Source organism: Zestomonas carbonaria, assembly GCF_904061905.1.
Taxonomy (GTDB): domain Bacteria; phylum Pseudomonadota; class Gammaproteobacteria; order Pseudomonadales; family Pseudomonadaceae; genus Aquipseudomonas; species Aquipseudomonas carbonaria.
Map to the genome: position 1 here is coordinate 25,290 of NZ_CAJFCI010000031.1, position 20,435 is coordinate 45,724.

Annotated in this window: 22 protein-coding genes; 20 read left to right on the plus strand and 2 right to left on the minus strand. The window is 65.7% G+C overall.

The window, feature by feature from the left end:
* Nucleotides 1-3 precede the first annotated feature (3 nt).
* From PSEWESI4_RS07555 to PSEWESI4_RS07635, 17 genes are all read left to right on the plus strand, one after another.
* Nucleotides 4-387, plus strand: a complete 384-nt coding sequence (locus tag PSEWESI4_RS07555; protein WP_187670580.1) for a capsid cement protein — start codon at nucleotides 4-6, stop codon at nucleotides 385-387.
* 11 nt (nucleotides 388-398) lie between these two features.
* On the plus strand, nucleotides 399-1,328 hold the full coding sequence (locus PSEWESI4_RS07560; RefSeq protein ID WP_187670581.1) for a phage capsid protein: 930 nt from the start codon (nucleotides 399-401) through the stop codon (nucleotides 1,326-1,328).
* A 151-nt stretch (nucleotides 1,329-1,479) separates the two neighbouring features.
* Nucleotides 1,480-1,863 (plus strand): hypothetical protein, encoded by a 384-nt coding sequence (locus PSEWESI4_RS07565; RefSeq protein ID WP_187670582.1) that lies wholly within the window; start codon nucleotides 1,480-1,482, stop codon nucleotides 1,861-1,863.
* Nucleotides 1,863-2,165: an Acb2/Tad1 domain-containing protein gene (locus PSEWESI4_RS07570; protein WP_187670583.1), complete on the plus strand. Its 303-nt coding sequence runs from the start codon at nucleotides 1,863-1,865 to the stop codon at nucleotides 2,163-2,165. The genes PSEWESI4_RS07565 and PSEWESI4_RS07570 overlap by 1 nt, the downstream gene beginning before the upstream one ends.
* Before the next feature lie 2 nt (nucleotides 2,166-2,167).
* Nucleotides 2,168-2,677 carry a gp436 family protein gene (locus tag PSEWESI4_RS07575; protein ID WP_187670584.1) on the plus strand — a complete coding sequence of 170 codons (510 nt, stop codon included), beginning with the start codon at nucleotides 2,168-2,170 and terminating at the stop codon, nucleotides 2,675-2,677.
* Nucleotides 2,677-3,126 (plus strand): phage tail terminator protein, encoded by a 450-nt coding sequence (locus PSEWESI4_RS07580; RefSeq protein ID WP_235978894.1) that lies wholly within the window; start codon nucleotides 2,677-2,679, stop codon nucleotides 3,124-3,126. The genes PSEWESI4_RS07575 and PSEWESI4_RS07580 overlap by 1 nt, the downstream gene beginning before the upstream one ends.
* Nucleotides 3,123-3,326 (plus strand): DUF7210 family protein, encoded by a 204-nt coding sequence (locus PSEWESI4_RS07585; RefSeq protein ID WP_187670585.1) that lies wholly within the window; start codon nucleotides 3,123-3,125, stop codon nucleotides 3,324-3,326. The genes PSEWESI4_RS07580 and PSEWESI4_RS07585 overlap by 4 nt, the downstream gene beginning before the upstream one ends.
* Before the next feature lie 6 nt (nucleotides 3,327-3,332).
* Nucleotides 3,333-4,073, plus strand: a complete 741-nt coding sequence (locus tag PSEWESI4_RS07590; RefSeq protein WP_187670586.1) for a phage tail tube protein — start codon at nucleotides 3,333-3,335, stop codon at nucleotides 4,071-4,073.
* Between the two features lie 2 nt (nucleotides 4,074-4,075).
* Nucleotides 4,076-4,567, plus strand: a complete 492-nt coding sequence (locus PSEWESI4_RS07595; protein ID WP_187670587.1) for a DUF6631 family protein — start codon at nucleotides 4,076-4,078, stop codon at nucleotides 4,565-4,567.
* Nucleotides 4,568-4,893: 326 nt separating this feature from the next.
* Nucleotides 4,894-8,229 (plus strand): tape measure protein, encoded by a 3,336-nt coding sequence (locus tag PSEWESI4_RS07600; RefSeq protein WP_187670588.1) that lies wholly within the window; start codon nucleotides 4,894-4,896, stop codon nucleotides 8,227-8,229.
* 4 nt (nucleotides 8,230-8,233) lie between these two features.
* Nucleotides 8,234-9,070 (plus strand): hypothetical protein, encoded by an 837-nt coding sequence (locus PSEWESI4_RS07605; protein WP_187670589.1) that lies wholly within the window; start codon nucleotides 8,234-8,236, stop codon nucleotides 9,068-9,070.
* Complete coding sequence (locus PSEWESI4_RS07610; protein WP_187670590.1) at nucleotides 9,070-9,954, plus strand: hypothetical protein; 885 nt, start codon at nucleotides 9,070-9,072, stop codon at nucleotides 9,952-9,954. Before PSEWESI4_RS07605 ends, PSEWESI4_RS07610 begins: the two co-directional genes overlap by 1 nt.
* 1 nt (nucleotide 9,955) lies before the next feature.
* Nucleotides 9,956-11,659 (plus strand): hypothetical protein, encoded by a 1,704-nt coding sequence (locus PSEWESI4_RS07615; RefSeq protein WP_235978895.1) that lies wholly within the window; start codon nucleotides 9,956-9,958, stop codon nucleotides 11,657-11,659.
* On the plus strand, nucleotides 11,649-12,470 hold the full coding sequence (locus PSEWESI4_RS07620) for a phage BR0599 family protein (protein ID WP_187670591.1): 822 nt from the start codon (nucleotides 11,649-11,651) through the stop codon (nucleotides 12,468-12,470). Before PSEWESI4_RS07615 ends, PSEWESI4_RS07620 begins: the two co-directional genes overlap by 11 nt.
* A gap of 1 nt (nucleotide 12,471) precedes the next feature.
* Nucleotides 12,472-12,702, plus strand: coding sequence for a hypothetical protein (locus PSEWESI4_RS07625; protein ID WP_187670592.1), 231 nt, complete (start codon nucleotides 12,472-12,474; stop codon nucleotides 12,700-12,702).
* Entirely contained in the window at nucleotides 12,699-12,938 is a 240-nt protein-coding gene (locus PSEWESI4_RS07630; protein WP_328821806.1) for a hypothetical protein, read from the plus strand. Before PSEWESI4_RS07625 ends, PSEWESI4_RS07630 begins: the two co-directional genes overlap by 4 nt.
* The gene (locus PSEWESI4_RS07635) at nucleotides 12,922-15,747 is read left to right on the plus strand and encodes a hypothetical protein (protein WP_408004285.1); all 2,826 of its coding nucleotides are present in this window, start codon (nucleotides 12,922-12,924) and stop codon (nucleotides 15,745-15,747) included. Before PSEWESI4_RS07630 ends, PSEWESI4_RS07635 begins: the two co-directional genes overlap by 17 nt.
* 325 nt (nucleotides 15,748-16,072) lie before the next feature.
* On the opposite strand, the gene PSEWESI4_RS07640 is transcribed toward PSEWESI4_RS07635, so the two are convergent.
* On the minus strand, nucleotides 16,073-16,354 hold the full coding sequence (locus PSEWESI4_RS07640; RefSeq protein WP_187670593.1) for a DUF2218 domain-containing protein: 282 nt from the start codon (nucleotides 16,352-16,354) through the stop codon (nucleotides 16,073-16,075).
* An 11-nt stretch (nucleotides 16,355-16,365) separates the two neighbouring features.
* On the minus strand, nucleotides 16,366-17,007 hold the full coding sequence (locus tag PSEWESI4_RS07645; protein ID WP_187670594.1) for an NAD(P)-dependent oxidoreductase: 642 nt from the start codon (nucleotides 17,005-17,007) through the stop codon (nucleotides 16,366-16,368).
* Between the two features lie 102 nt (nucleotides 17,008-17,109).
* Here PSEWESI4_RS07645 and PSEWESI4_RS07650 point away from each other — a divergent pair, with 102 nt between their 5' ends.
* From PSEWESI4_RS07650 to PSEWESI4_RS07660, 3 genes are all read left to right on the plus strand, one after another.
* Complete coding sequence (locus PSEWESI4_RS07650) at nucleotides 17,110-17,997, plus strand: LysR family transcriptional regulator (RefSeq protein WP_187670595.1); 888 nt, start codon at nucleotides 17,110-17,112, stop codon at nucleotides 17,995-17,997.
* A gap of 100 nt (nucleotides 17,998-18,097) precedes the next feature.
* The gene (locus PSEWESI4_RS07655) at nucleotides 18,098-18,991 is read left to right on the plus strand and encodes a PA4780 family RIO1-like protein kinase (RefSeq protein WP_187670596.1); all 894 of its coding nucleotides are present in this window, start codon (nucleotides 18,098-18,100) and stop codon (nucleotides 18,989-18,991) included.
* A 94-nt stretch (nucleotides 18,992-19,085) separates the two neighbouring features.
* Nucleotides 19,086-19,988 (plus strand): EamA family transporter, encoded by a 903-nt coding sequence (locus PSEWESI4_RS07660; RefSeq protein WP_187670597.1) that lies wholly within the window; start codon nucleotides 19,086-19,088, stop codon nucleotides 19,986-19,988.
* Nucleotides 19,989-20,435 lie beyond the last annotated feature (447 nt).

Here is a 20,435-nt window from a genome sequence, read left to right on the forward strand (position 1 = left end):
CCCGTGAACATCCCCGGTCTCACTACCGCCAAGCGCGCCGGCGGTGCCATCGCCTCGCGTCGCATCCTGGTGCATGGCAGCTCGGACGGCGCGGCCGTCCAGGCTACCGGCGGCACCGCCCTGCTGATCGGTGTCAGTACCGACATTCCTACCGATAACGGCCAGCCCGTGGACGTGATTCGCACGGGCCTCGCTCCGGTGGAGTACGGCGGCACCATCGCCCGTGGTGCACCGCTGACCGCTGACAGCCAGGGTCGTGCCGTGGCCGCCACCCTGCCGGTGGTGGCCAACACCTACATCATCGGTTTCGCCGAAGTCGAAGGCTCGGAAGGCGATATCGGTTCGGCCTTCATCGCCCCGGCCGTGCTGGCCGTGCCGGCTGAATAAAGGAGCAGCACATGAGCCATGCACCGTTTCCCGTTGACCCGCACCTGACGGCCATCGCCATCGCCTACCGCAACGGCCGGATGATCGCCGACGACGTGCTGCCGCGCGTGCCTGTCGGCGTGCAGTCCTTCAAGTGGATGAAGTACTCCCTGGCCCAGGGCTTCACCGTGCCGGAAACTCTGGTCGGCCGTAAGGGCCGCGTGAACCAGGTGGAGTTCAGTGCCACCGAGCAAACCTCGAGCACCGAGGATCACGCCCTGGATGCGCCGGTACCGCAGGCCGATATCGACAACGCCCCGGCCAACCACGACCCGCTCGGCCATGCGACCGAGATGACCACCAACCTCATCGCCCTCGATCGCGAGCAGCGTGTTTCCGGCTTGGTGTTCGACTCGGATAGCTACGCTGTAGGCAACAAGACCACTCTGTCCGGCACCAGTCAGTGGAGCCACGCTGACAGCAATCCGGCGGTGGCCATCACCGATGCCCTGGACTTGCTGGTGATGCGTCCGAACATCGGCGTGCTCGGTCGCCGTACCGCCACCATGCTGCGTCGCCATCCGAAGATCGTGAAGGCCTACAACGGTTCGCTCGGCGAGGATGGCATGGTGCCGATGGGCTTCCTGCAGGATCTGCTGGAGCTCGAGGCGATCTATATCGGCGAGGCCCGCCTGAACATCGCCCGTCCGGGACAGAACCCGAACCTGGTGCGTGCATGGGGCCCCCATGCGTCCTTCCTGTACCGCGACCGCCTGGCCAATGCCCAAGGTGGCACCACCTTCGGCTTCACCGCCGAGTGGGGCAGCCGCGTGGCCGGCTCGATCGAGGACAAGGACATCGGCATGCGCGGGGGCCAGCGCGTCCGTGTGGGCGAGTCCACCAAGGAAGTGATCGCGGCGTCGGACCTCGGCTACTTCTTCGAGAACGCCGTCTCGGGCTGATCGACCACCTGACCAGGGCGGCCGGTCTGGCCGCCCGCGGAGACCTCAAGCGATGTCGAGAAAGAAGAAGGTGGAGCAGGCTGCGACCGCTCCCGTTGCACCAACCGAACAACCCACCGGGGCCGGTAGCGCTGACCCGGCAGCGAGCGCCGTGGATGTAGGCGCAGGCGACACCGGGCAGGATGCCCAACCGTCTGCAGGCGAGGTCGTCGGCCAACTGGCCGGCGTGCAGCGCCATGACGGCACCGTGGTTGAGCTCAAGGATATGTCCGAGGCCGAGCTGCGCCAGTTGGCCGACGCTCTGGAGATCGCCGGTGCTGACCACCATCCGCTCGGGCAGGTGATCGAGGCCATCCAGGCCGAGGAAGTACTCGTGCCGGCCGCCTCGGACCAGGATCACATCTACCTGGTCAACCGCGAGCTGCTCGAGCATGACGGCGAGCGCTACGCCTTCGGCGACCAGGTGGTGATCGAGGACGAGACGGCGGCCGCGGCGCTGCTGGCCCTGGGTGCGATCGTGCGGGAGGGCGAGTGATGGAGAACCAGCACCGCAAGATCAAGGGCTATCGCGAGCTTAGCCAGGCCGAGATCGACCTGATGAACCGCATCAAGGCCAAGGGGGGCGAGCTGCTGGAATTGCAAGCCGAGCTTGCCCAGATGCTGGCTCATCAGGCACGGGAGAAAGCGGCCAACCTCGCCGAGAACACCGACTGCTATGCCGAGATGGAGCGCTTCCACGACGCCGAACCCATGCGCTGGGCCGCTATCGGCAAGACCGATATCCAGACCGGCATCATGGCTCTGGTGCGTGCAGTCGCCCAGCCGGAGGGCTGCTGAGCATGTACGTCACCCTGGCCGAACTCGCCGATCGCCCGGGCGCCACCGAGCTTTCCCAAGTGGCAACACCGTTGCGCTATGCAGCGGTGGACCCGGAGCTGCTCGATGCGCTGTTGCGTGCCGAGTCGGTCGGCAGTTGGCCGGCCGACCAGGTGCAGATCGGCATGGAGGCCCTGGATGTGATCGTCTCGGCGGCCAACGACGCCCAGGCCATCATCGACGGCTACCTGCGCCGGCGTGGCTACGCGCTGCCGCTGGCCGCCCGCTTCGGCATCGTCACCGGCTGGGCCAGGGCGATCACTCGGTACCTGCTGCACAAGGACCGTCTGAGCGCCGAGGCCACCGACCCGATCGTGCGGGACTACCGCGACGCCCTGAAATTCCTTCAGTTGGTAGCTGACGGCAAGTTCAGCCTCGGCCCGGATGATCCCTTGGCGCCGGTCAGTGGCGGCGCCCCCGAGTTCTCCGCTCCGCCCCGGGTGTTCAGCCGGGACTCGCTGAAGGACTTCTGATGAGCGCGCCCTTCGACCATCGCCTGGTGCTCGAGCGGTTGCGTACCGAGCTGCCGGCCAAGTTCAACCTGGGCACGGCGGCCGACCTGGCTGCCGTGACCAGCCTGCGCGACTTCCGGCCGCCGCAGGTGTTCGTGGTGCTCGCCCAGGAAACCCCGATTCCCCGCCAGCCTGGCAGCGCAGGCGGCGCCGGCCGGCAGATCGCCGTCGTGCACTTCGGCGTAACGCTGGCGGTGACCAACCACCGCGACAACCGCGGTGCGGCCGCTGGCGATGACCTGCAGGCGCTGCTCGGCCAGGTGCGCGATGCACTCATCGGCTGGACGCCTGCGCTACCGGCAGCCCGCGACTGCCAGCTCATCCAGGGCAAGGTGATCGACTACGACACCAACGTCCTGGTCTGGGCAGACATCTACCAAACCCAACACGCCATCGGGAGAGCCCCATGAGCAGCAAGACCGACGCCCAGGCCGCAGTGCCGAAGCTGGAGACCGTCACCCTCCTGCAGGCCCACACCCATGCCGGGGTGGACTACGCGAAGGGCGACACCATCGAGGTCACCGCCACCGAGAAGGAATGGCTGATTCGCCACGAGACGGTGGCGGGCCAGGCCGGAACCCAACCCGCAGCCGCCAAGGCCAAGGAGTAAGCCCGCATGTCCCTCTTTTCTTTCCAAGGCAAAGTCTGGCTGGCCGAGCGCAGCGCGCAGGGCAAGCCGCTGAAGAAGACCTGGCTCGGCAACGTGCCGTCGCTGACCCTGCAGCTTGCCACCGAGACCTCCAACAAGATCGAGAGCTTCAGCGGCAACCGTCTGCAGTACGGTCTGCTGCAGCGTGGCAAGACCGCCACGCTGAACATGACGCTCGACGAGTGGACCGCCTACAACATCGCCCTGGCGCTGTATGCCCAGCAGGTGGCCATCCCGACCAGCACGGTGACCGGCGAGGCGCTGCCGACTCCGCTGGCTGTCGGCGACGTGATCCGTCTGGCCAAGCCGTTCATCAGCGACCTGGTGCTGACCCAGGCACCGAGCACCGTCCTGGTCGCCGGTACCGACTACCGCATCGAGTCGGCCTCGGCGGGCCTGATCGAGTTCCTCACCGCGCCGTCGGCCGCTGTCACGGCTGCCTATGAGAACGAGGCGGCGGAGGCTGTGACCATGTTCACCCAGACTCCGCCGGAGCGCTGGCTGCTGCTGGATGGCATCAACACCGAAACCCAGGAAGAGGTCCTGCTCGATCTGTATCGCTGCAAGTTCAACCCGGTCAGCGACTTCGGCCTGATTCACGACGAGTACGGCAGCCTGCCGCTCACCGGGTCGGTGCTGTTCGACCCGCTGAACGCCGCCACCGCCAACCTCGGCGGCTATGGCCGCGTCGTGCAGAAGGCCGCCTGACCATGGCGGAGCGCGTAGCCAAGAAGAAAGCCGCCCCCGACCAGGGGGCGGATGACCTGCAGGTGCTGCATCCCGAAGTCAGCCTGCAGGTCGCCGGCCGTGACCTGGTCGTGCGCGAGTACGGCTTCATCGAAGGGCTGGGGCTGCGGCCGCGAATCCAGCCGTTGCTCGATGACCTGTACGAGCTGATCCAGGCGCAGAAGCTGGAGCTCGAGCAGATCATCGTCACCCTGGGCCGGCACCACGCACTGGTGGCCGAGCTGGTGGCCATCGCCGCCGACGTCGACGTCGCCTGGCTGGGGACGCTGAATCAGTGGGATGGTCAGCGGCTGCTGATGACCTGGTGGGGAGTCAACGGCCCTTTCTATCTCCGCTCCCTGGTGGAAAGGGCGCAGGCCGAGCGGGTCGAGGCGGAGGCCCGCCGCCGCGTTGGAGCGACGTCTACGCCACCCTCATCGCCAGCGGATACGGAAGCGCCACCGCCCTTGGCCTGATGACCGAGCGGCAGCTCCTCCTTCTATATGAAGCGGAGCTGCGCCGCCGGCGTCGGGAGCGCGCCGAGGTGTTGGTGGACATGAACCTGGCGTTCGCCGGGGGCAAGGGGGCTGAGCAACACCTCAAGCAATTGTTGAAGGAAACCCTATGAGCACTCTCATTTACCTGACCGGGGCGGTGCCGTTCATCGACGCAGGGAAATAGCGTTTCAGATGTGGAAACAGAGCCGCCTACGGGCGGCTTTGTTGTTTTTGCCGCGTCAAAATTACTCGGCCACGCGCACGCGCGAGGATTGCAGCGAACCCACTGCCGTGACCCCGCCCGCATGGACAAGTCCCTCGAGCTCGCCCTTCGTATCCGCGCCGACCTGGAAGAGGGCCGTCGCGAGCTGCAGGGCCTTTCTGGAGACATCGAGGCCGTTGGCGAGTCCTCCGCGGCGGCGAGCAAGCAGCTCGGCCAGGTCGGTGAATCGGCGGATCAGCAGACGGCGCGCATCAAGGCCATGGTCACCGCCAGCCTGCAGCAGCAGTCGGCGATCGATGCCGCCGCCGCGGCCACGGCCCGAGCCGCCGCCACCACCGTCCAGGCCAACACCGCCTGGCGTGACACTGCCGCCGCCCAGTCCGAGGCGATGAACGGCTATCACAACGCCGAGCGAGCGCTGCGCGAGAAGGCGGCGGCCGAGCAGAAGGCCGCCGAGGATGCGGCCAGGACCACCGCCGAGGCAGGGAAGCAGGACGCCTCGCTGCGCAAACTGCTCGGCACCATCGACCGGACGGAAAAGGAACTGGCCCAGCTCGACCAGCAGGAGCGCGAGCTGGCCGCGCACTTCAAGGCCGGTCGCCTGGATGCCGAGGCCTATGCCTCCAGCCTGGAGAAGATCCGCTCCCGCCGAGACGCCCTGAAGGGCATCAGCACCGATGCGAAGGCCTCGAACGTCGCGATGACCGGCCTGGCGGCGTCGATCCGTCGTGTGCAGGGACTGCTGATGACCGGCATCGCCGGCTACGGCCTCACCTCGGCCAGCCGGGCGATCGTCAATACCAACATCCAGTGGCAGCAGGCCATCCACACCATGGAAGCGGCCACTGGCTCGGCCGCCGCTGCTCGCCAGGAGCTGGAGTTTGTCCGCGACGTGAGCGAGCGGCTCGGCCTGGAACTGCTCAGCACCTCGCAAAGCTACGCTCGCCTGGTGGCCGCTGCGAAGGAGTCGCCTGAGCTCGGCCGGCAGATCCAGGGCGTGTTCGAGGGCGTGTCGGCGGCAGCCACCACCCTGCACCTGGCACCGGACCAGGTGAATGGCCTGCTGCTCGCCCTGGAGCAGATGGTCAGCAAGGGCAAGGTGCAAACCCAGGAGCTGGTGCTCCAGCTCGGCCAGCGCGTGCCGGGTGCGTTCGCCCTGGCCGCCAAGGCCCTGGACACCAATACCGCCCAGCTCAGCCAGTGGCTGGAGAAGGGCATGATCCCGGCCACCGAGTTCCTGCCTCGCTTCGGCGATGCGCTGCGCGAGGCCTACGGCGACCAGGCGCAGAAGGCGGCCAACGGCCTGCAGGGCGAATTGAACCGCCTGACCAACGCCTTCACCGACCTGAAGATCCAGGCCGGCGAGTCGGGGTTCATCGACACATATACGAACGCGATCCGCGACCTGCGCGACGTGATGAAGGACCCGGCAGTGATCGACGGCCTGAATACGCTGATCACCGCGCTGGGCAAGTTGATCGAGTTCGCCGCCAAGGGGCTGGGTGGCGCGGTCAGCGTCGTCAAGTTCGTCTCTGAGGAGGTCGCAGCCAGAATCAGCGGCCCGGCCGGCGACGATGCCGTGCGCCTGGATGAAGCGATCGAGCGCGAAACCAAGTGGATGGAGAAGGCGCAGCAGCGCCTGTTCGATGCCTACGAGCGCAACGACCAGGCCGCGGCTGCTCGCATCGAGGCCTCGATGTCAGAGACTCAGGCCAACCTCCAGCGCTGGCGCGAGCAGCTCGATGCCATTTACAACGGCAAGGGGGCTATCCAACTGCCGGCCACTCCTGTCACGGCACCGGCTGCGAATCGCCCGGCCTTCACCCCCAGCGGCGGCGAGGACAAGGCCGCCGCGCGCTTGGCCAAACAGAACTCGGACTGGGTCGCCCAACTTGAGAAAGAGGCGGCCACCTATGGCAAGGGAAAAGCCGCCCTGCGCGAGTACGAGCTGGGGCAGCGCAACCTGACCGGCGCCCTCGAAGCCCGCGCGCGGGCTGCCTGGGCCACCCTGGACGCCGCCGAGAAACAGAAGAAGGCCGACTCCCAGGCGGCGAAGGACGCCAAGCTGCTCGCCCAACTGAACCTGGACTACCTGCGCGCCACCGGCCAGAACGTCGAGGCCGCCGGCGCCGAGATCGAGAAGAAGTACGGCGCCCTGCAGCAGCGCCTGCAGGCGGTCGGCAATGCCGAAGGCGCCGACCTGGTCAGCAAGCTGATGAACGTCGAGAAGGCCAAGGCCGAGCTGGAAGACCTGGAGCAGCAGCTCGATCGCATTTTCGCCGAGCAGTCCCGGCGCAACGATGAGATCAGTACCCAGCAGCAGGCTGGGTTGATCAGCGAGCTGGGCGCCCGCCAACAGATCCTCGACATGAACCGGTCCACTGCCGACCAGGTCGAGCAGTTGCTGCCGAAGATGCGCGAACTGGCGGCAGTGACCGGCGACCCGCAGGCGCTTGAGCGGTTGAGGGATCTGGAGGCTCAACTGCGTGGCCTGCGCGTTGTTGCCGACGAGTTCACCAACGCGCTTAAGTCTGGTTTCGAGACCGGCATCCAGAACGCCCTGCGCGGCCTGGCAATGGGCACCATGGATCTTCAGGAGGCCGCAACTTCATTCCTGCAGTCGATCGCCGGCGCAATGGCGGACCTGGCTGCCAAGCAGATCGCCCAGCAGGCGACTGACGGGCTCGGGGGCATGTTCGACGGACTGATCAAGAGCGCCCCCCAGGCGATCAGCGCAGTACAGCAGACCGCCGCCGCCCAGCAGGCAGCGATCACTACCGTACAAGCCACACAGGTGGCGGCCGACACAGCGATGGCCACCTCGGCCACGACCGCTGCGAGTACGGCTGCAACAGCCCAGACAGCCGCTGCGGCGCAAACAGCTAGCGCATGGACGCCAGCGGCGATCGCAGCGTCGATCGGCTCGTTCGGTGCAGCGGCAGCGATCGGCCTGGCTGCTGTGGTTGCTGCCCTGGCCTTCAAGGCATTTTCCGGTGGGGGCCACGTGCGCGGCCCCGGCACCACGACAAGCGACAGCATCCCCGCGCTGCTCTCAGACCAGGAGTTCGTCACCCGCGCGGCCGTGGTCCAGCAGCCCGGGGCGCTCGGGTTTCTTGAGGACTTCAACGCTCGCGGCATGGTCGCCCTGGACGACTGGTCAACCCGCGTGCGCCACGCCACCGGCGGCCTGGCCGGCGTGCCCGCCCCGGCGCTGCCGGCGCCGGCGAGCATTCCCGGCGGGCGGCTGGCCGAGCCTGCTGCGGGCGGTGACACAACGATTCACAACGGCGTGGATGTGTTCCTGGGTATGAGCGATGACTTCATCGCCGAGCGCACATGGAACAAGCCCGGGCGCGATCGCTTCTACGCCGAACTTGAACAGAACGCCGCCACCGTGCGGCAAATACTGGGAGTTTGACCTGATGCCTCATGACATCGGCTACGTCGAGAACGACGGCACGCTTGCCCACTACAAGATGCTCGCCACCATCCGCGACTTCGCGGCGGATAACGGCTGGTCGGTGCTGCGCTATGAAACAGCGCCGGCCAACCGCGAGTTGATCCTCAAGGGGGCGGGCTATACGGAGGAAGAAGAGATTTTCGTCGGTTTCAGGACGTACCAGAACGAGGGCGCCGACTACTACAACCTGCTGGCTGCAGCATTTACCGGCTACGTGCCGGGCAATACGTTCGACACCCAGCCGGGCGTCCGGCTGAGCGGCATCCCCGCACACAACAACCGTATCGACTACTGGCTGACGCTCAACCCGCAGCGCATCGCGCTGGCCATGAAAGTGGGTACGCCCGTCTACGAGTCAGCCTACGTCGGCAAATGCCTGCCCTACGGCCGTCCGAGCCAGTTCCCGTATCCGATCGTATGCGCTGGCATGCTTGCAGGCGCCGCCGCGACCAGGTTCTCCGACACCAGCCATTCGATGCCCTGGAAGGGCAATCGGACAAACATGGCGCTGCGTACTAACGCCGCCTGGGTCAATCCGTACTGCTACCCCTGGAATAACGATGTGCTGGCCGGCACAAGCCAACTGCGAGACACGGGCGGTATCTACCACCCGTTGCCGGTCGAGTTGAACGACAACTCGGGCAACCTCTGGGGCGCTCTGGATGGAATCGTTTATATCAGCGGCTTCAACAATGCAGTCGAGAACACCTTCAGCCTGGACGGCTTCGAGCACGTGATCATCCAGGACGTCGGCCGGACTTCCTTCCAGGACTACTTCGCACTGAGGCTCGACAACTGATGGCGTACTACACAGGTTCGGCTGTCGACATGGCCGCGGTGCGCCAGGCCCTGATCGATGCATGCACCACCGAGGGGTGGAGCTGGGACGGCGGCAATGAGGTGCTCAGCAAGGGCACGCTCTTCGTTCGCCTGCAGGTGGTCAGCGGCTTTCTGACGCTGCTGGGCAGGACTGGGGCAACTTCCGGTAGCGCACCGAGTGTCGTGCGCGTTGGCAACTTCCCGGACACTCCGCTGACCTGGCCGGTGGTCTACAACGTATTTGTCTTCGCCAATGAAGTGTTCCTGGTGATCAACTACTCGGTGAGCTACCACCAGTTCGCCGCCTTCGGCCTGTCGCGAGTCGACGGCCTTCCTGGCACCGGAATGTGGGTAGCAGCAACGCTGGAGCAAACCACCCCGGTTACGCCCGCAGGCATCAGCATGGGCCCGGACTACGGGAACAGCACCGACAACTGTGTGTCACCTGGTCTTTTCTGGGCCTCCATGTCGGATGCCGCCCGCAATCGCAACTACTGGATTCATTCTGACCTTGACGCGCAGGGCTGGTGGCCTGGTCAAACACAAGGCGGGGTCCTGATCGGCATCCGGGCGGCGGGCCCTCTGATTGGGCTGCTGCCGAACAACTGGAACAGCGAGTCGGTGCTGTTGCCGATTCGTGGTTACAAGATCCGCCCCTCCAGCAAAGTTAGCCTGACGGTCGACGTCGAGAACGCACGTTATTGTCGTGTCGACTACTACGAGCCTGGTGAGGTGATTGAGCTGGGCGCTGATCGCTGGAAGGTCTTCCCCTGGTACCTGAAAAACCCCTCGGGACGGCAAGGTGGCCACCGTATCAATCACACCGGGACGTTCGGTTGGGCGATTCGGTACGAGGGCCCCTGACGTGGCGACGCTGTCTGTCCAGATGCCGACGTCGACGCTCAGCGACATCGACAATCCTCACCTCACCGTCGAGCTGGACCGGTTCGCCTGGGTGTCTATCCCGTTCACCTCGGAGGCACAGCGCTGGACCGGTGGGCAGGCGCTCACCACGCACTGGCCTATCGAGGCCAATGGCCGGGAGATTGTTGGCCAGCGACTCGGTGCATACGTTGACGATTACTATCACCGCATCCATATCGCCCCCCGGCGGCTGGACCTCGGCAATGTCGTATCGACGCAGACGAGCCCGGTCAGCCTCTGGAACGCGTTCCTCGAGCCGCAGACCCTGCAGTCAATCCAGGGCATGGACGAGGGCATCGAAGTGTCGGGGCAGCCGTCGCCGCCATTACTGTTCGCTGCGCTGCAGGAGCGGACCTGGCAGGTTTCGGTAACGCCTAATGGCCAGCCGGTGCTCGACACGATTCTGGAGTGGGTGTTCAACGGCAGCTTCGTTGCCGGGTTGCATATCACCGCCAACCGCATCATCCCGTGGTCGTTCGTACCCGACTGGGGCGATGGCGTGCTTGAGCGGCTGATCGCCGCGACAGACATCCTGCAAAGCGAATCCCTGGCCAGCCAGCGCCGCGCCTTGCGCATCGCGCCTCGTCGCGAGTTCGAAGCGTCGATGTACGTAGAGGGTCGCGAGCGGCAAATGTTTGACCTCGCGCTGTTTGGCTGGGGCGCGCGAGTGTGGGCCCTGCCGATCTGGCCTGATATCCAACTGCTCACCGCCGGCGTGCCGGCCGAGGCAGACTTTATCCCGTGCGACACACAGCACCTGGACTTCCGTGCGGGTCGGCTGGCGTTGCTGCGCGGCGAGTCGGCATTCGAGTATGAGGCGGTGGAGATCGAGGATGTGACTTCGCTCGGCCTGCAGCTCAGGCGCGCCACTCAGCAAAGCTGGCCGGCCGGCACCCGTTTGTACCCAGTGCGGTCCGCCCAGCTCCTCGAGCAACCGAATTTGACCAAGATGACCGACCGCCTCTACAGCGCCGACGTTAGGTTCCTGGTGGTCGAGCCATGCGACTGGCCGGCGGTGATGCCAGCGACGCTGTATCGGGGCCGGCCAGTTTGGGCCAGCCGCCCGGACGAGAGCGAGGATCTGACCCACGGTTTCGATCGCTCGACCGCGATGCTGGACAGCGGCATGGCCATCCCGCTGTTCACCGACACCGCCAACCGAGCCTTGACCCGACTCGGGCAGCGCTGGATCGATCAGGGCCGTGCCCAGCGGGCCGCGCTGCGCTCGTTCATCTATGCGATGTGCGGCCGCCAACAGGTCGTATGGGTGCCGACCCACATGGACGACCTGACGTTGCTGGCCACCGTCACCAGCGTGGCCACGACCCTGGACGTCGAGAACATCGGCTACACCCGATTCAGCAACGGCAAGCCCGGCCGCCGCGACATCCGCATCGAGCTGTACGGCGGCCAGGTGTTCATGCGCCGGATCATCGGCGCCGCCGAGCTGTCCGGCCATGTCGAGCGTCTCGGCCTGGACAGCGCCCTGGGCGTGCAGGTCGAGCCGCACCAGGTGGCGCGTATCAGTTGGATGGTCCTGTGCCGGTTCAACTCCGACACCCAGGAGGTCGAGCACATCACCGACAGCGAGGGGGTGGCGTCGTGGGCAACCGTTTTCCGAGAGGAGCGAGACGATGAGCTTTAACGATCGCGAGCGATCGCTGTCTAGCGGCAAGCCGATTCGACTCTATGAGTTCAGTCGAGGAGTACTGCGCTGGCTATACGCCTCGGGCGACCGGGACATCACGCTGGGAACCCAGGTATTTCGAGCGCTACGTGGCGGTATCAGCGATGGTGGTCTTCGTCAAAGCGGGCAGACCAAGCAAGACGATTTCACCATTACTGCGCCGGCCGACATCGAGGTCGCCCAACCGTTCCGAAATGTACGCCCCAGTGCCGAGATCGGCGTCCGGGTGTTCGACATGCACTACGGCGATGGTGAGTCCGTATGCCGCTACGTTGGCACCATCGCCAATGTCCGCTGGCCGAGACTGGACACCTGCACGATCACCTGCACGGATATCGATGCCGGCATGGATCGACCTGGCCTGGTCGACACCTTTAGCCGCAGTTGCACGACGTATCTCTACTCGACGCGGTGCAAGGTCAACCGTGACCTGCACCGGGTGCTTGCCGACATCCAGGGTATTGCAGAGCTTTCGATCAGCAGCGGCACTTTTGCAGGCTATCCGGCTGGCTGGTTTAGCGGTGGCTATATCGAGTGGGCGATCGGCGGCGGGGAGTATGAGCAGCGCCACATTGATGTACATGCCGGCTCAAACCTGCAGCTTCTCGGCGGTACCGCTGGCCTCGCGCTCGGAATGTCCCTGCGGGTGTATCCGGGCTGCGACTACTTGGTTTCAACCTGCCACGACAAGTTCGAAAACCTTCTAAATTTCCGAGGCCAGCCACACATGGATGGCAAGAGCCCATTTGACGGCGACCAGGTGTACTGACATGTGGCCACTAGTAATCATCATCGTTGCGGCCTTCATCATGGCCAGCACGGCAGGGCCAAAAGCCAAGGGTCCGAAGCCAGCCAGCCTGCAGGATGTCGACCTGCCACGTGCAGACGAGGGGGCGGAGAAGTCGGTGCTGTTCGGCCAGCGCTGGACGAAGGACTGGCAGGTGCTCTCTGTGCGCAACTTGCGCACCAGGAAGATCAGGACAAAGGGCTCGAAGAAGTGAACGTCGATCTGATCGTGACCATCGAGCACCTGTACACCGTACCGACCTGGACCGGGCGCTTCGGCTTTTGCCGCCCGGCGTCGCAAGCCTTTTGCGAAACGCATGGCATCGACTGGCTGGATTTCGTTCGCAACGGTGTTCCAGCGCAGCGTCTGATCGATACCGGCGATGCGCTTGCACTGCATGTCGTCGAGCATGCACAACAAGTGGAGGCAGAACGTGGGCGCGGGCAGTAAGCCACAGACGATTGGATTCCGTTACTACATGGACATCCAGTTCGGCATCGGCAAGGCGATGGACGGGCTGCTGGCCATTCGTGCAAGTGGCAAGACGGCGTGGCAAGGCAATGTCACCAGCAACCAGACCATCACAATCAACGCCCCGGATCTGTTCGGCGGCGATAAAGGCGAAGGTGGTATCCAGGGCACGCTCGACGTGATGTTTGGTGAGGAAGACCAGCCGGTGAACAGCCGTCTTGCGGCGGCCCTGGGTGGTCTTGTACCGGCGTTTCGTGGATTTGCTGGGGGCTTCTTCAGCGGCATGGTTTCGGCAATGAACCCTTACCCCAAGCCTTGGGAGCTCCTCCGTTGGCGAGCTCTCAAAGGCTGGGATGGTGCCCCCTGGTACCCGGAAACCTGCCTGATCAGTCTGGCCGGCGGGCAGATCCGCGCGATGAACCCGGCGCATATCATCTATGAGACCTACACAAACCGTGAGTGGGGACGCGGCCTGGATCGGGGGATGATGGATGACACTGCATTTCGAGCTGCGGCCCTCAAGCTGTACAACGAGGGATTCGGGCTCTGCCTGGAGTACAAGCGCAGCGCCTCCCTGGCCGAGTTCCGTGACCTGGTATGCAATCACATCGGTGCCCACGTGGGTCCCGATCGCCGCACCGGCCTGATCACTCTCGAATTGATCCGGGACGATTACAACCCTGACGACTTGCCGCTGTTCGACGAAGACAGCGGATTGCTCAGCATTGAGGAAGACGAGTCGAGCAGCGCATTGATCGCTCCGAGCCAGCTCTACGTCGAGTATGACGATGCGATCGATGGTCAGACTCGGCGCGCTCGTGCGGTGAACATGGCGATTGCCCAGGCCCAGCGCGGGCAAGCCGTCGAGGTTGTGAGTTATCCCGGTCTCCCTACAGCCGAACTGGCCGGTCGGGTCGTGGCGAGGGACATGCGCGTCAAGGGCAGCAACCTGCGCAAGTTCAAGGTGCGCCTGGATCGCCGAGGGTGGTCGATCGGCCCCGCGAAGGCGTTCCGTGTTCGCTCACTCAAGCGCGGTATCGAGACCATCGTGCTGAGGGCGGGGCGGATCGAGGACGGCACGCTCTCTAATGGCTCGATCACAATCACCGCGCTGCAGGATGTCTTCGGACTGCCGGCGAGCAGCTTCATCCCGGTGCCGCCCAATGGTTACGTGCCGCCCGATCGCACCCCGCAGCCGATTCTCATGCGGCGTTTGATTGAGGTGCCGTATCGCGAGTTGGCTGGACGGATCGATCCCGCTAACCTGGCCCTGGTTCCAGCGAGCAGCGCATGGATGGCAGCGGTGGCGGTCTGGCCGACGTCGCTGTCGTTCAGTTACAACCTCGCGACCCGTCTGGGTGGCAGCGGTGACTTCATCGAGCGTGGCGCTGGTGACTGGTGCCCCACCGCGCAACTGGTAGGCGCGCTCAGCATTTCGGCCACCTCGGCGACCCTGACCGGCGGCATCGACCTGGATCGCGTCACCCTCGGCCAGGCGGCGCTGCTCGATGACGAGATCGTGCGGGTGGATGCCATCGATCTGGTGACTGGCGCGATCACCCTGGGCCGGGGCTGTGCCGACACCGTGCCTGTGGCGCATGCAGCTGGGGCGCGGGTGTGGTTCTACGATGGGTTCGAGGGAGTCGACGATACCGAGTACTCCTCCGGTCTGAGCGTCCAGGCTCGGCTGCTGACCAACACCAGCATGGGGCAGCTCAACCCCAACCTGGCCGGGACCGACACCCTAGCGTTGGTCGGTCGCCAGGGGCGGCCGTATCCGCCAGGGCGACTCCTTGTGAACGGCGCAAGCTATCCCGCCGAGGTGGCGGGAGAGGTAACTGTCAGTTGCGCGCATCGAGACCGCCTGCAGCAGGCTGACCAACTGATTGACACAACCATAGGTAACATTGGACCCGAAGCAGGTGTTCAGTATCGCTTCCGGTTCTACAGCGGTAATGACCTCAAGCGCACAATCATGCAAGCCGGTAACAGCTACACCTATCCATTTGCGTTGGAGTTGTCCGACGGCGGCCCATTTGTGCCGCTACGGGTTGTTGTTGATGCTGTTCGTAGTGACGTGTTTAGCCTGCAGGCGCACGATATTAGTGTCGGGCGTGGGTTGGATTACGCGATGTTTAGAGCGGCAGGTGACGAAGTCTCCAACACTTTGAGCCTGACGCTCACTATCCCTGTCGGGGTTCAGCCCGGCGACCTGCTTGTTGCATTCGTGTGCCGTCGAGATGCTTGGGAATCGGTTCCGGCGGGCTGGACACTAGCAGGTAGCGGCGGCACATGGTCGGCAGCGCAGGGTTATACGGACTCCATGGACGTTTATACCCGCATCGCCGAACCCGGTGATGCTGGCTCTACCGTCACATGGGCGCTGGTGAGCAATCCAGTGAACGGAGCCACTTATGGCCACGTCATGGCATTCTTCCATGGTCAGGGAGACACACTGGAGGTCAAGGCACTTGGTAAGACCGAGATCCCATATACCACTGGGGCAGTCAGTGCGTGGCCATGTGCCCCCGTTACAACCACGGCAGCCAACCAGGCGATCATCGTTGCTCAGAAGCATTTGCTAGGCACCGCGACCGACCAAACTCTTGTGGCACCCACCGGCTACATCACTACGACTGGAACTGCCGGTGCACCTAGCCGGAGACTTGCCGTTGGGTACCGGTCGTTCTTAGAGGCTGGCTTCACGGCCTCTGGCAACTTCGTTCGCAGCGCCGCGTTGGCCAACGATAGTGTCACGAGCATCAGCTTGGTAATCGGTAGTGCGTGACTTGGTAATTCCTTTGCCGATACGGAAATTCGGAATGCTGTCGATTTATCGCGCGGTCGGCTCCAGTTTTTCGCGCGGCGCTACACTTCAGGGCGGCCCGAGGGGCGAGTGGAGCGAGTAATCCAATAAACAAAGGCAAAAGCATCGCGGGCATGGCCCGCTCCTACGGGCGAACCGGCAACTCCGACCAGTCCCCTCTCCCTTCGGGAGAGGGCTAGGGTGAGGGACGGTGCCTGCACCGAACGCCCTTCAGGGCGGCCCGAAGGGCGAGTGGAGCGAATAATCCAATGAACCACGTAGGAGCGGCCCATGGCCGCGATCGCTGTCAACGCCACTCCAGCGTCAGCGCCTCCTGCCAGGCGAAACGCTCGAAATGGCTGGCGACCACGTGCTTGAGCTTCTCCAGGTTCGCGTCGTCGGCGCTTTCCACGCGCAGGGTCAGGCCGTCGTTCTCGGCGGCCAGCAGGCACAGGCCGATCTCGAACTCGATGCGCCCGCTGGTTTCGTCGTACTGCACAGGAATCTTGTGGGCGAAGTGCTTGCACAGCCGGCCGATGTAGCGCCCCGGCGTGGCGGTGGCGACGTGGGTGGATGCGGTCAGGGTCATGAGGTCTCCTTTCAGTAGCCGACGGTGAAGCGGCGGCGCAGGTGCTGCGGGTTTTCCAGTTCGTCGACGATGGCCACCGCCAGGTCGGCCACCGAGATGTTCGCCGGCGCGTCGCCGTTCATCAGCAACTGGTCGCCGCCGATGCGGAACTTGCCGGTGCGTTCGCCCGGTTGCAGCAGCGCTGGCGGCGAGATGAAGGTCCAGTCCAGTTCGTTTTCCCCGCGCAGCAGGTTGAGCAGTTGCCGGGCGCCTTCTGCCCCTTCCTTGTAGGCGGCGGGGAAGTCCGGGGTGTCGATCAGTTGCAGGCCGGGGGCGACGTACAGGCTGCCGGCGCCGCCGACCGCGAGCAGGCGGCGCACGCCGGAGGTCTTGGCGGCGGTGAGGATGCTGCGGCTGCCGTCGATGAAGTGCTGGCGAATCTCCGGGTCGTCCCAGCCGGGATTGAAGGCGTGGACCACCGCGTCGTGGCCGGCGACGGCGCTGGCGATCTCGTGGGCCTGGTAGGCGCTGGCGGCCAGCGGCACGAGGTTTTCGTGCTGCGGCAGCTTCTCCGGGTGGCGGACGATGGCGGTGACTTCGTGGCCGCGCTGCAAGGCTTCCTGCAACACCGCGCTACCGACGAAGCCGGTGGCGCCGATCAGGGCGATTTTCATGATGTGTTCCTCGGGGTGGCTGGAATGGCATCCATGATCACAGAGAGGTAAAGGCCGGAAAAATAGGCTAGAACTGCTTTGACAGTTAAGCAGGGCTTAATAATGGAGCAGTTGAAACGCATGGCGGTGTTCGCCACCGTGGTCGAGCGCGGTTCGATGGTGGCCGCCGCCGAAGTGCTCGGCATGACCGCCTCGGCGGTCAGCCAGCAGATCCGCAAGCTGGAGGAAAGCACCCAGGTCAGCCTGCTGCACCGCACCACCCGCAAGCTGACCCTGACCGAGGCCGGCACCACCTTCTACCGCAGTTGCGCCCAGGTGCTGGAGCTGGCCCGCGAGGCCGAGCAGCGCCTGGCCGAACTGCGCGACGCGCCGGTCGGCGAGTTGCGCATCGCCGCGCCGGTGGGCTTCGCCGGGCGGCCGCTCAGCGATGCCCTGGCGCCGCTGCTGCAAGCGCACAGCGGGTTGCGGCTGACCCTGTTCTTCCATGACGAGCAGATCGACCTGGTCGAGCAGCGCATCGACCTGGCCATCCGCGTCGGCAAGCTCGACGACTCCAGCCTGGTGGCCCGGCACATCGGCGATGCGCGCCAGGTGCTGTGCGCCGCGCCGGCCTACCTGGCGCGCAAGGGGCCGATCCACACGCCGTCGCAGTTGCTCGGCCTGGACTGGCTGGCCTTGCACAATGACGTGGCGCCCGTTTCGCTGGTCCTCAGCGGGCCGGATGGCGCGGTGGAAAAGCTGCGCCTGGAAACCCGCGTGAGCTGCAACAACATCCTCTCGGTGCGCCAGTTCACCCTGGCCGGGATGGGCGTGTCGTTGCAGCCGGAGCGGGAAATCCGCGAGGAGCTGGCCAGCGGCCGCCTGCTGGCGGTGCTGCCGGACTGGCGGCCACCACCGTTCGGCATCTACCTGGTCACCCCGCGCCGCGATGCGCAGCCGGCCAAGGTGCGCTACGCCATCGAGGCGCTGCGCCAGCACCTGTCGAACTGAGCGCTATGCGGATTGTTCGACGATTACCACTGTGCGTCGTCCGGCCAGTGCCGTATAACGCGCCATCCACCCGAGGCAGACGAGGCCCGCGATAGCTCCGATGAAGCCGCCAAAACGCATAGAACCACTGATTGAAGACGGCCTGGTCGACGAGGTCCTGCGCCCCTTGATGAGCGGCAAGGAGGCGGCGGTGTACGTCGTCCGCTGCGGCGACGAGCTGCGTTGCGCCAAGGTCTACAAGGAGGCCAACAAGCGCAGCTTCCGCCAGGCCGCCGAGTACCAGGAAGGCCGCAAGGTGCGCAACAGCCGCCAGGCGCGGGCCATGGCCAAGGGCACCAGGTATGGGCGCAAGGAGCAGGAAGACGCCTGGCAGAATGCCGAAGTGGCGGCGCTGTTCCGGCTGGCGTCGGCCGGCGTGCGGGTGCCCAAGCCCTACGACTTCCACGATGGCGTGCTGCTGATGGAGATGATCGCCGACGAGCACGGCGACGCCGCGCCGCGTCTCAACGACGTGGTGCTGGAGCCGGATCAGGCGCGCGAGTACCACGGCTTCCTGATCCGCCAGATCGTGCGCATGCTCTGCGCCGGCCTGGTGCATGGCGACCTGTCCGAATTCAACGTGCTGCTCGACCCGGACGGCCCGGTGATCATCGACCTGCCGCAGGCGGTGGACGCCGCCGGCAACAACCACGCATTCAGCATGCTGGAGCGCGATGTCGGCAACATGGCCGCCTACTTCGGCCGTTTCGCGCCGGAACTGAAAGCCACCCGCTACGCCAAGGAAATGTGGGCGCTGTACGAGGAGGGCCGCCTGCATCCGCTCAGCGCGCTGACCGGCAAGTTCGACGACCCGGAGGAAACCGCCGACGTCGACGCGGTGATCCGCGAGATCGAGGCCGCGCGCCTGGACGAGCAGCGCCGCCAGGCGGCCCGTGCCGAGGCCGACGGTGCGCCGACGAAGGACGAGCCGCCACCACCGCCCTGGATGCAGTGAGCGCTCGAGCGGGGCAACTGTTGCTCGCTGGCTGTATCGCTACAGGCCCGCCGCGACCTGCTAGCGTGCCGGTGGACAGCCTGGAGCTCCCGCCATGTCCTTGTCCCACGCCCTGCTTGCCCTGCTGGTCACCCTGATCTGGGGGATCAACTTCGTCGTCATCAAGGTCGGCCTCGAAGACTTCCCGCCGCTGCTGTTCTGCGCCCTGCGCTTCGCCCTGGCGGCGCTGCCGCTGCTGTTCCTGCGCGGGCCGCTGCCGGCGTCGCCGTGGCGCATCGTGCAGATCGGCGCGCTGCTCGGGGTGGTCAAGTTCGGCCTGCTGTTCGTCGCCATGCACCTGGGCATGCTGGCCGGGCTGTCGTCGCTGGTGTTGCAGAGCCAGGTGTTCTTCACCGTGCTGATCGCCGCCGCCTTCCTCGGCGAACGGCCGACGCCACGGGCGCTGGCCGGGCTGCTGCTGGCATCCTTCGGCCTGCTGCTGATCGGCCTGCAACGGCCGCTCGGCGACAGTCTGCTGGCCTTCCTGCTGGTGATCGCCGCCGCCCTGGCCTGGGCCTTCGCCAACATCGCCACCAAGCGCTCCGGGGCCAGCGACATGCTGCGCCTGATCAGTTGGGCCAGCCTGGTGCCGCCGCTGCCGCTGCTCGGCCTGTCCCTGGCGTTCGAAGGACCGCAGGAGATCGGCCGGGCGCTCACCCAGGCGAGCTGGAGCGGCGTCGGCGCGCTGCTGTACATCGCCTTCCTCGCCACCACCGTGGGCTTCGGCCTGTGGAGCTTCCTGCTGCGCCGCTACCCGGCCAGCCTGGTCACCCCGTTCGCCCTGGCCGTGCCGGTGTCCGGCCTGCTGGCCGGCTGGCTGCTGCTCGACGAACGCCTCGGCGCGCAGGACTGGCTGGCCTGCGCGCTGGTGTTCGTCGGGTTGCTGGTCACCGTGCTGCCGGCGGTGTCGTGGTTCGGCGCGGGGCGTCGCGGGCCGGCCGGACGGGCCAACCCGTGAGTGCCTGCCGGGCTGGGTCGTAGGAGCGCGCGATCGTGTTCCGGGTAGCCACGGGCCATGCCCGTGGATCGCGCGCATGGCGCGCTCCTACGGGGTGGGCCCTTGCGTTGCTGGGGGCTGTGCGGTGCACCGGCCCGTCCGTAGGAGCGGCCCATGGCCGCGATATGCTGCCGGCGGCGGCGTGGTTCGATGCGGGGTGCGACGGGCGATGCCCGTGGATCGCGCGCATGGCGCGCTCCTACGGGTTGGGCCCTTGTGTTGCTGGGGGCTGTGCGGTGCACTGGCCCGTCCGTAGGAGCGGCCCATGGCCGCGATATGCTGCCGGCGGCGGCGTGGCTCGATGCGGGTTGCGACGGGCGATGCCCGTGGATCGCGCGCATGGCGCGCTCCTACGGGTTGGGCCCTTGTGTTGCTGGGGGCTGTGCGGTGCACTGGCCCGTCCGTAGG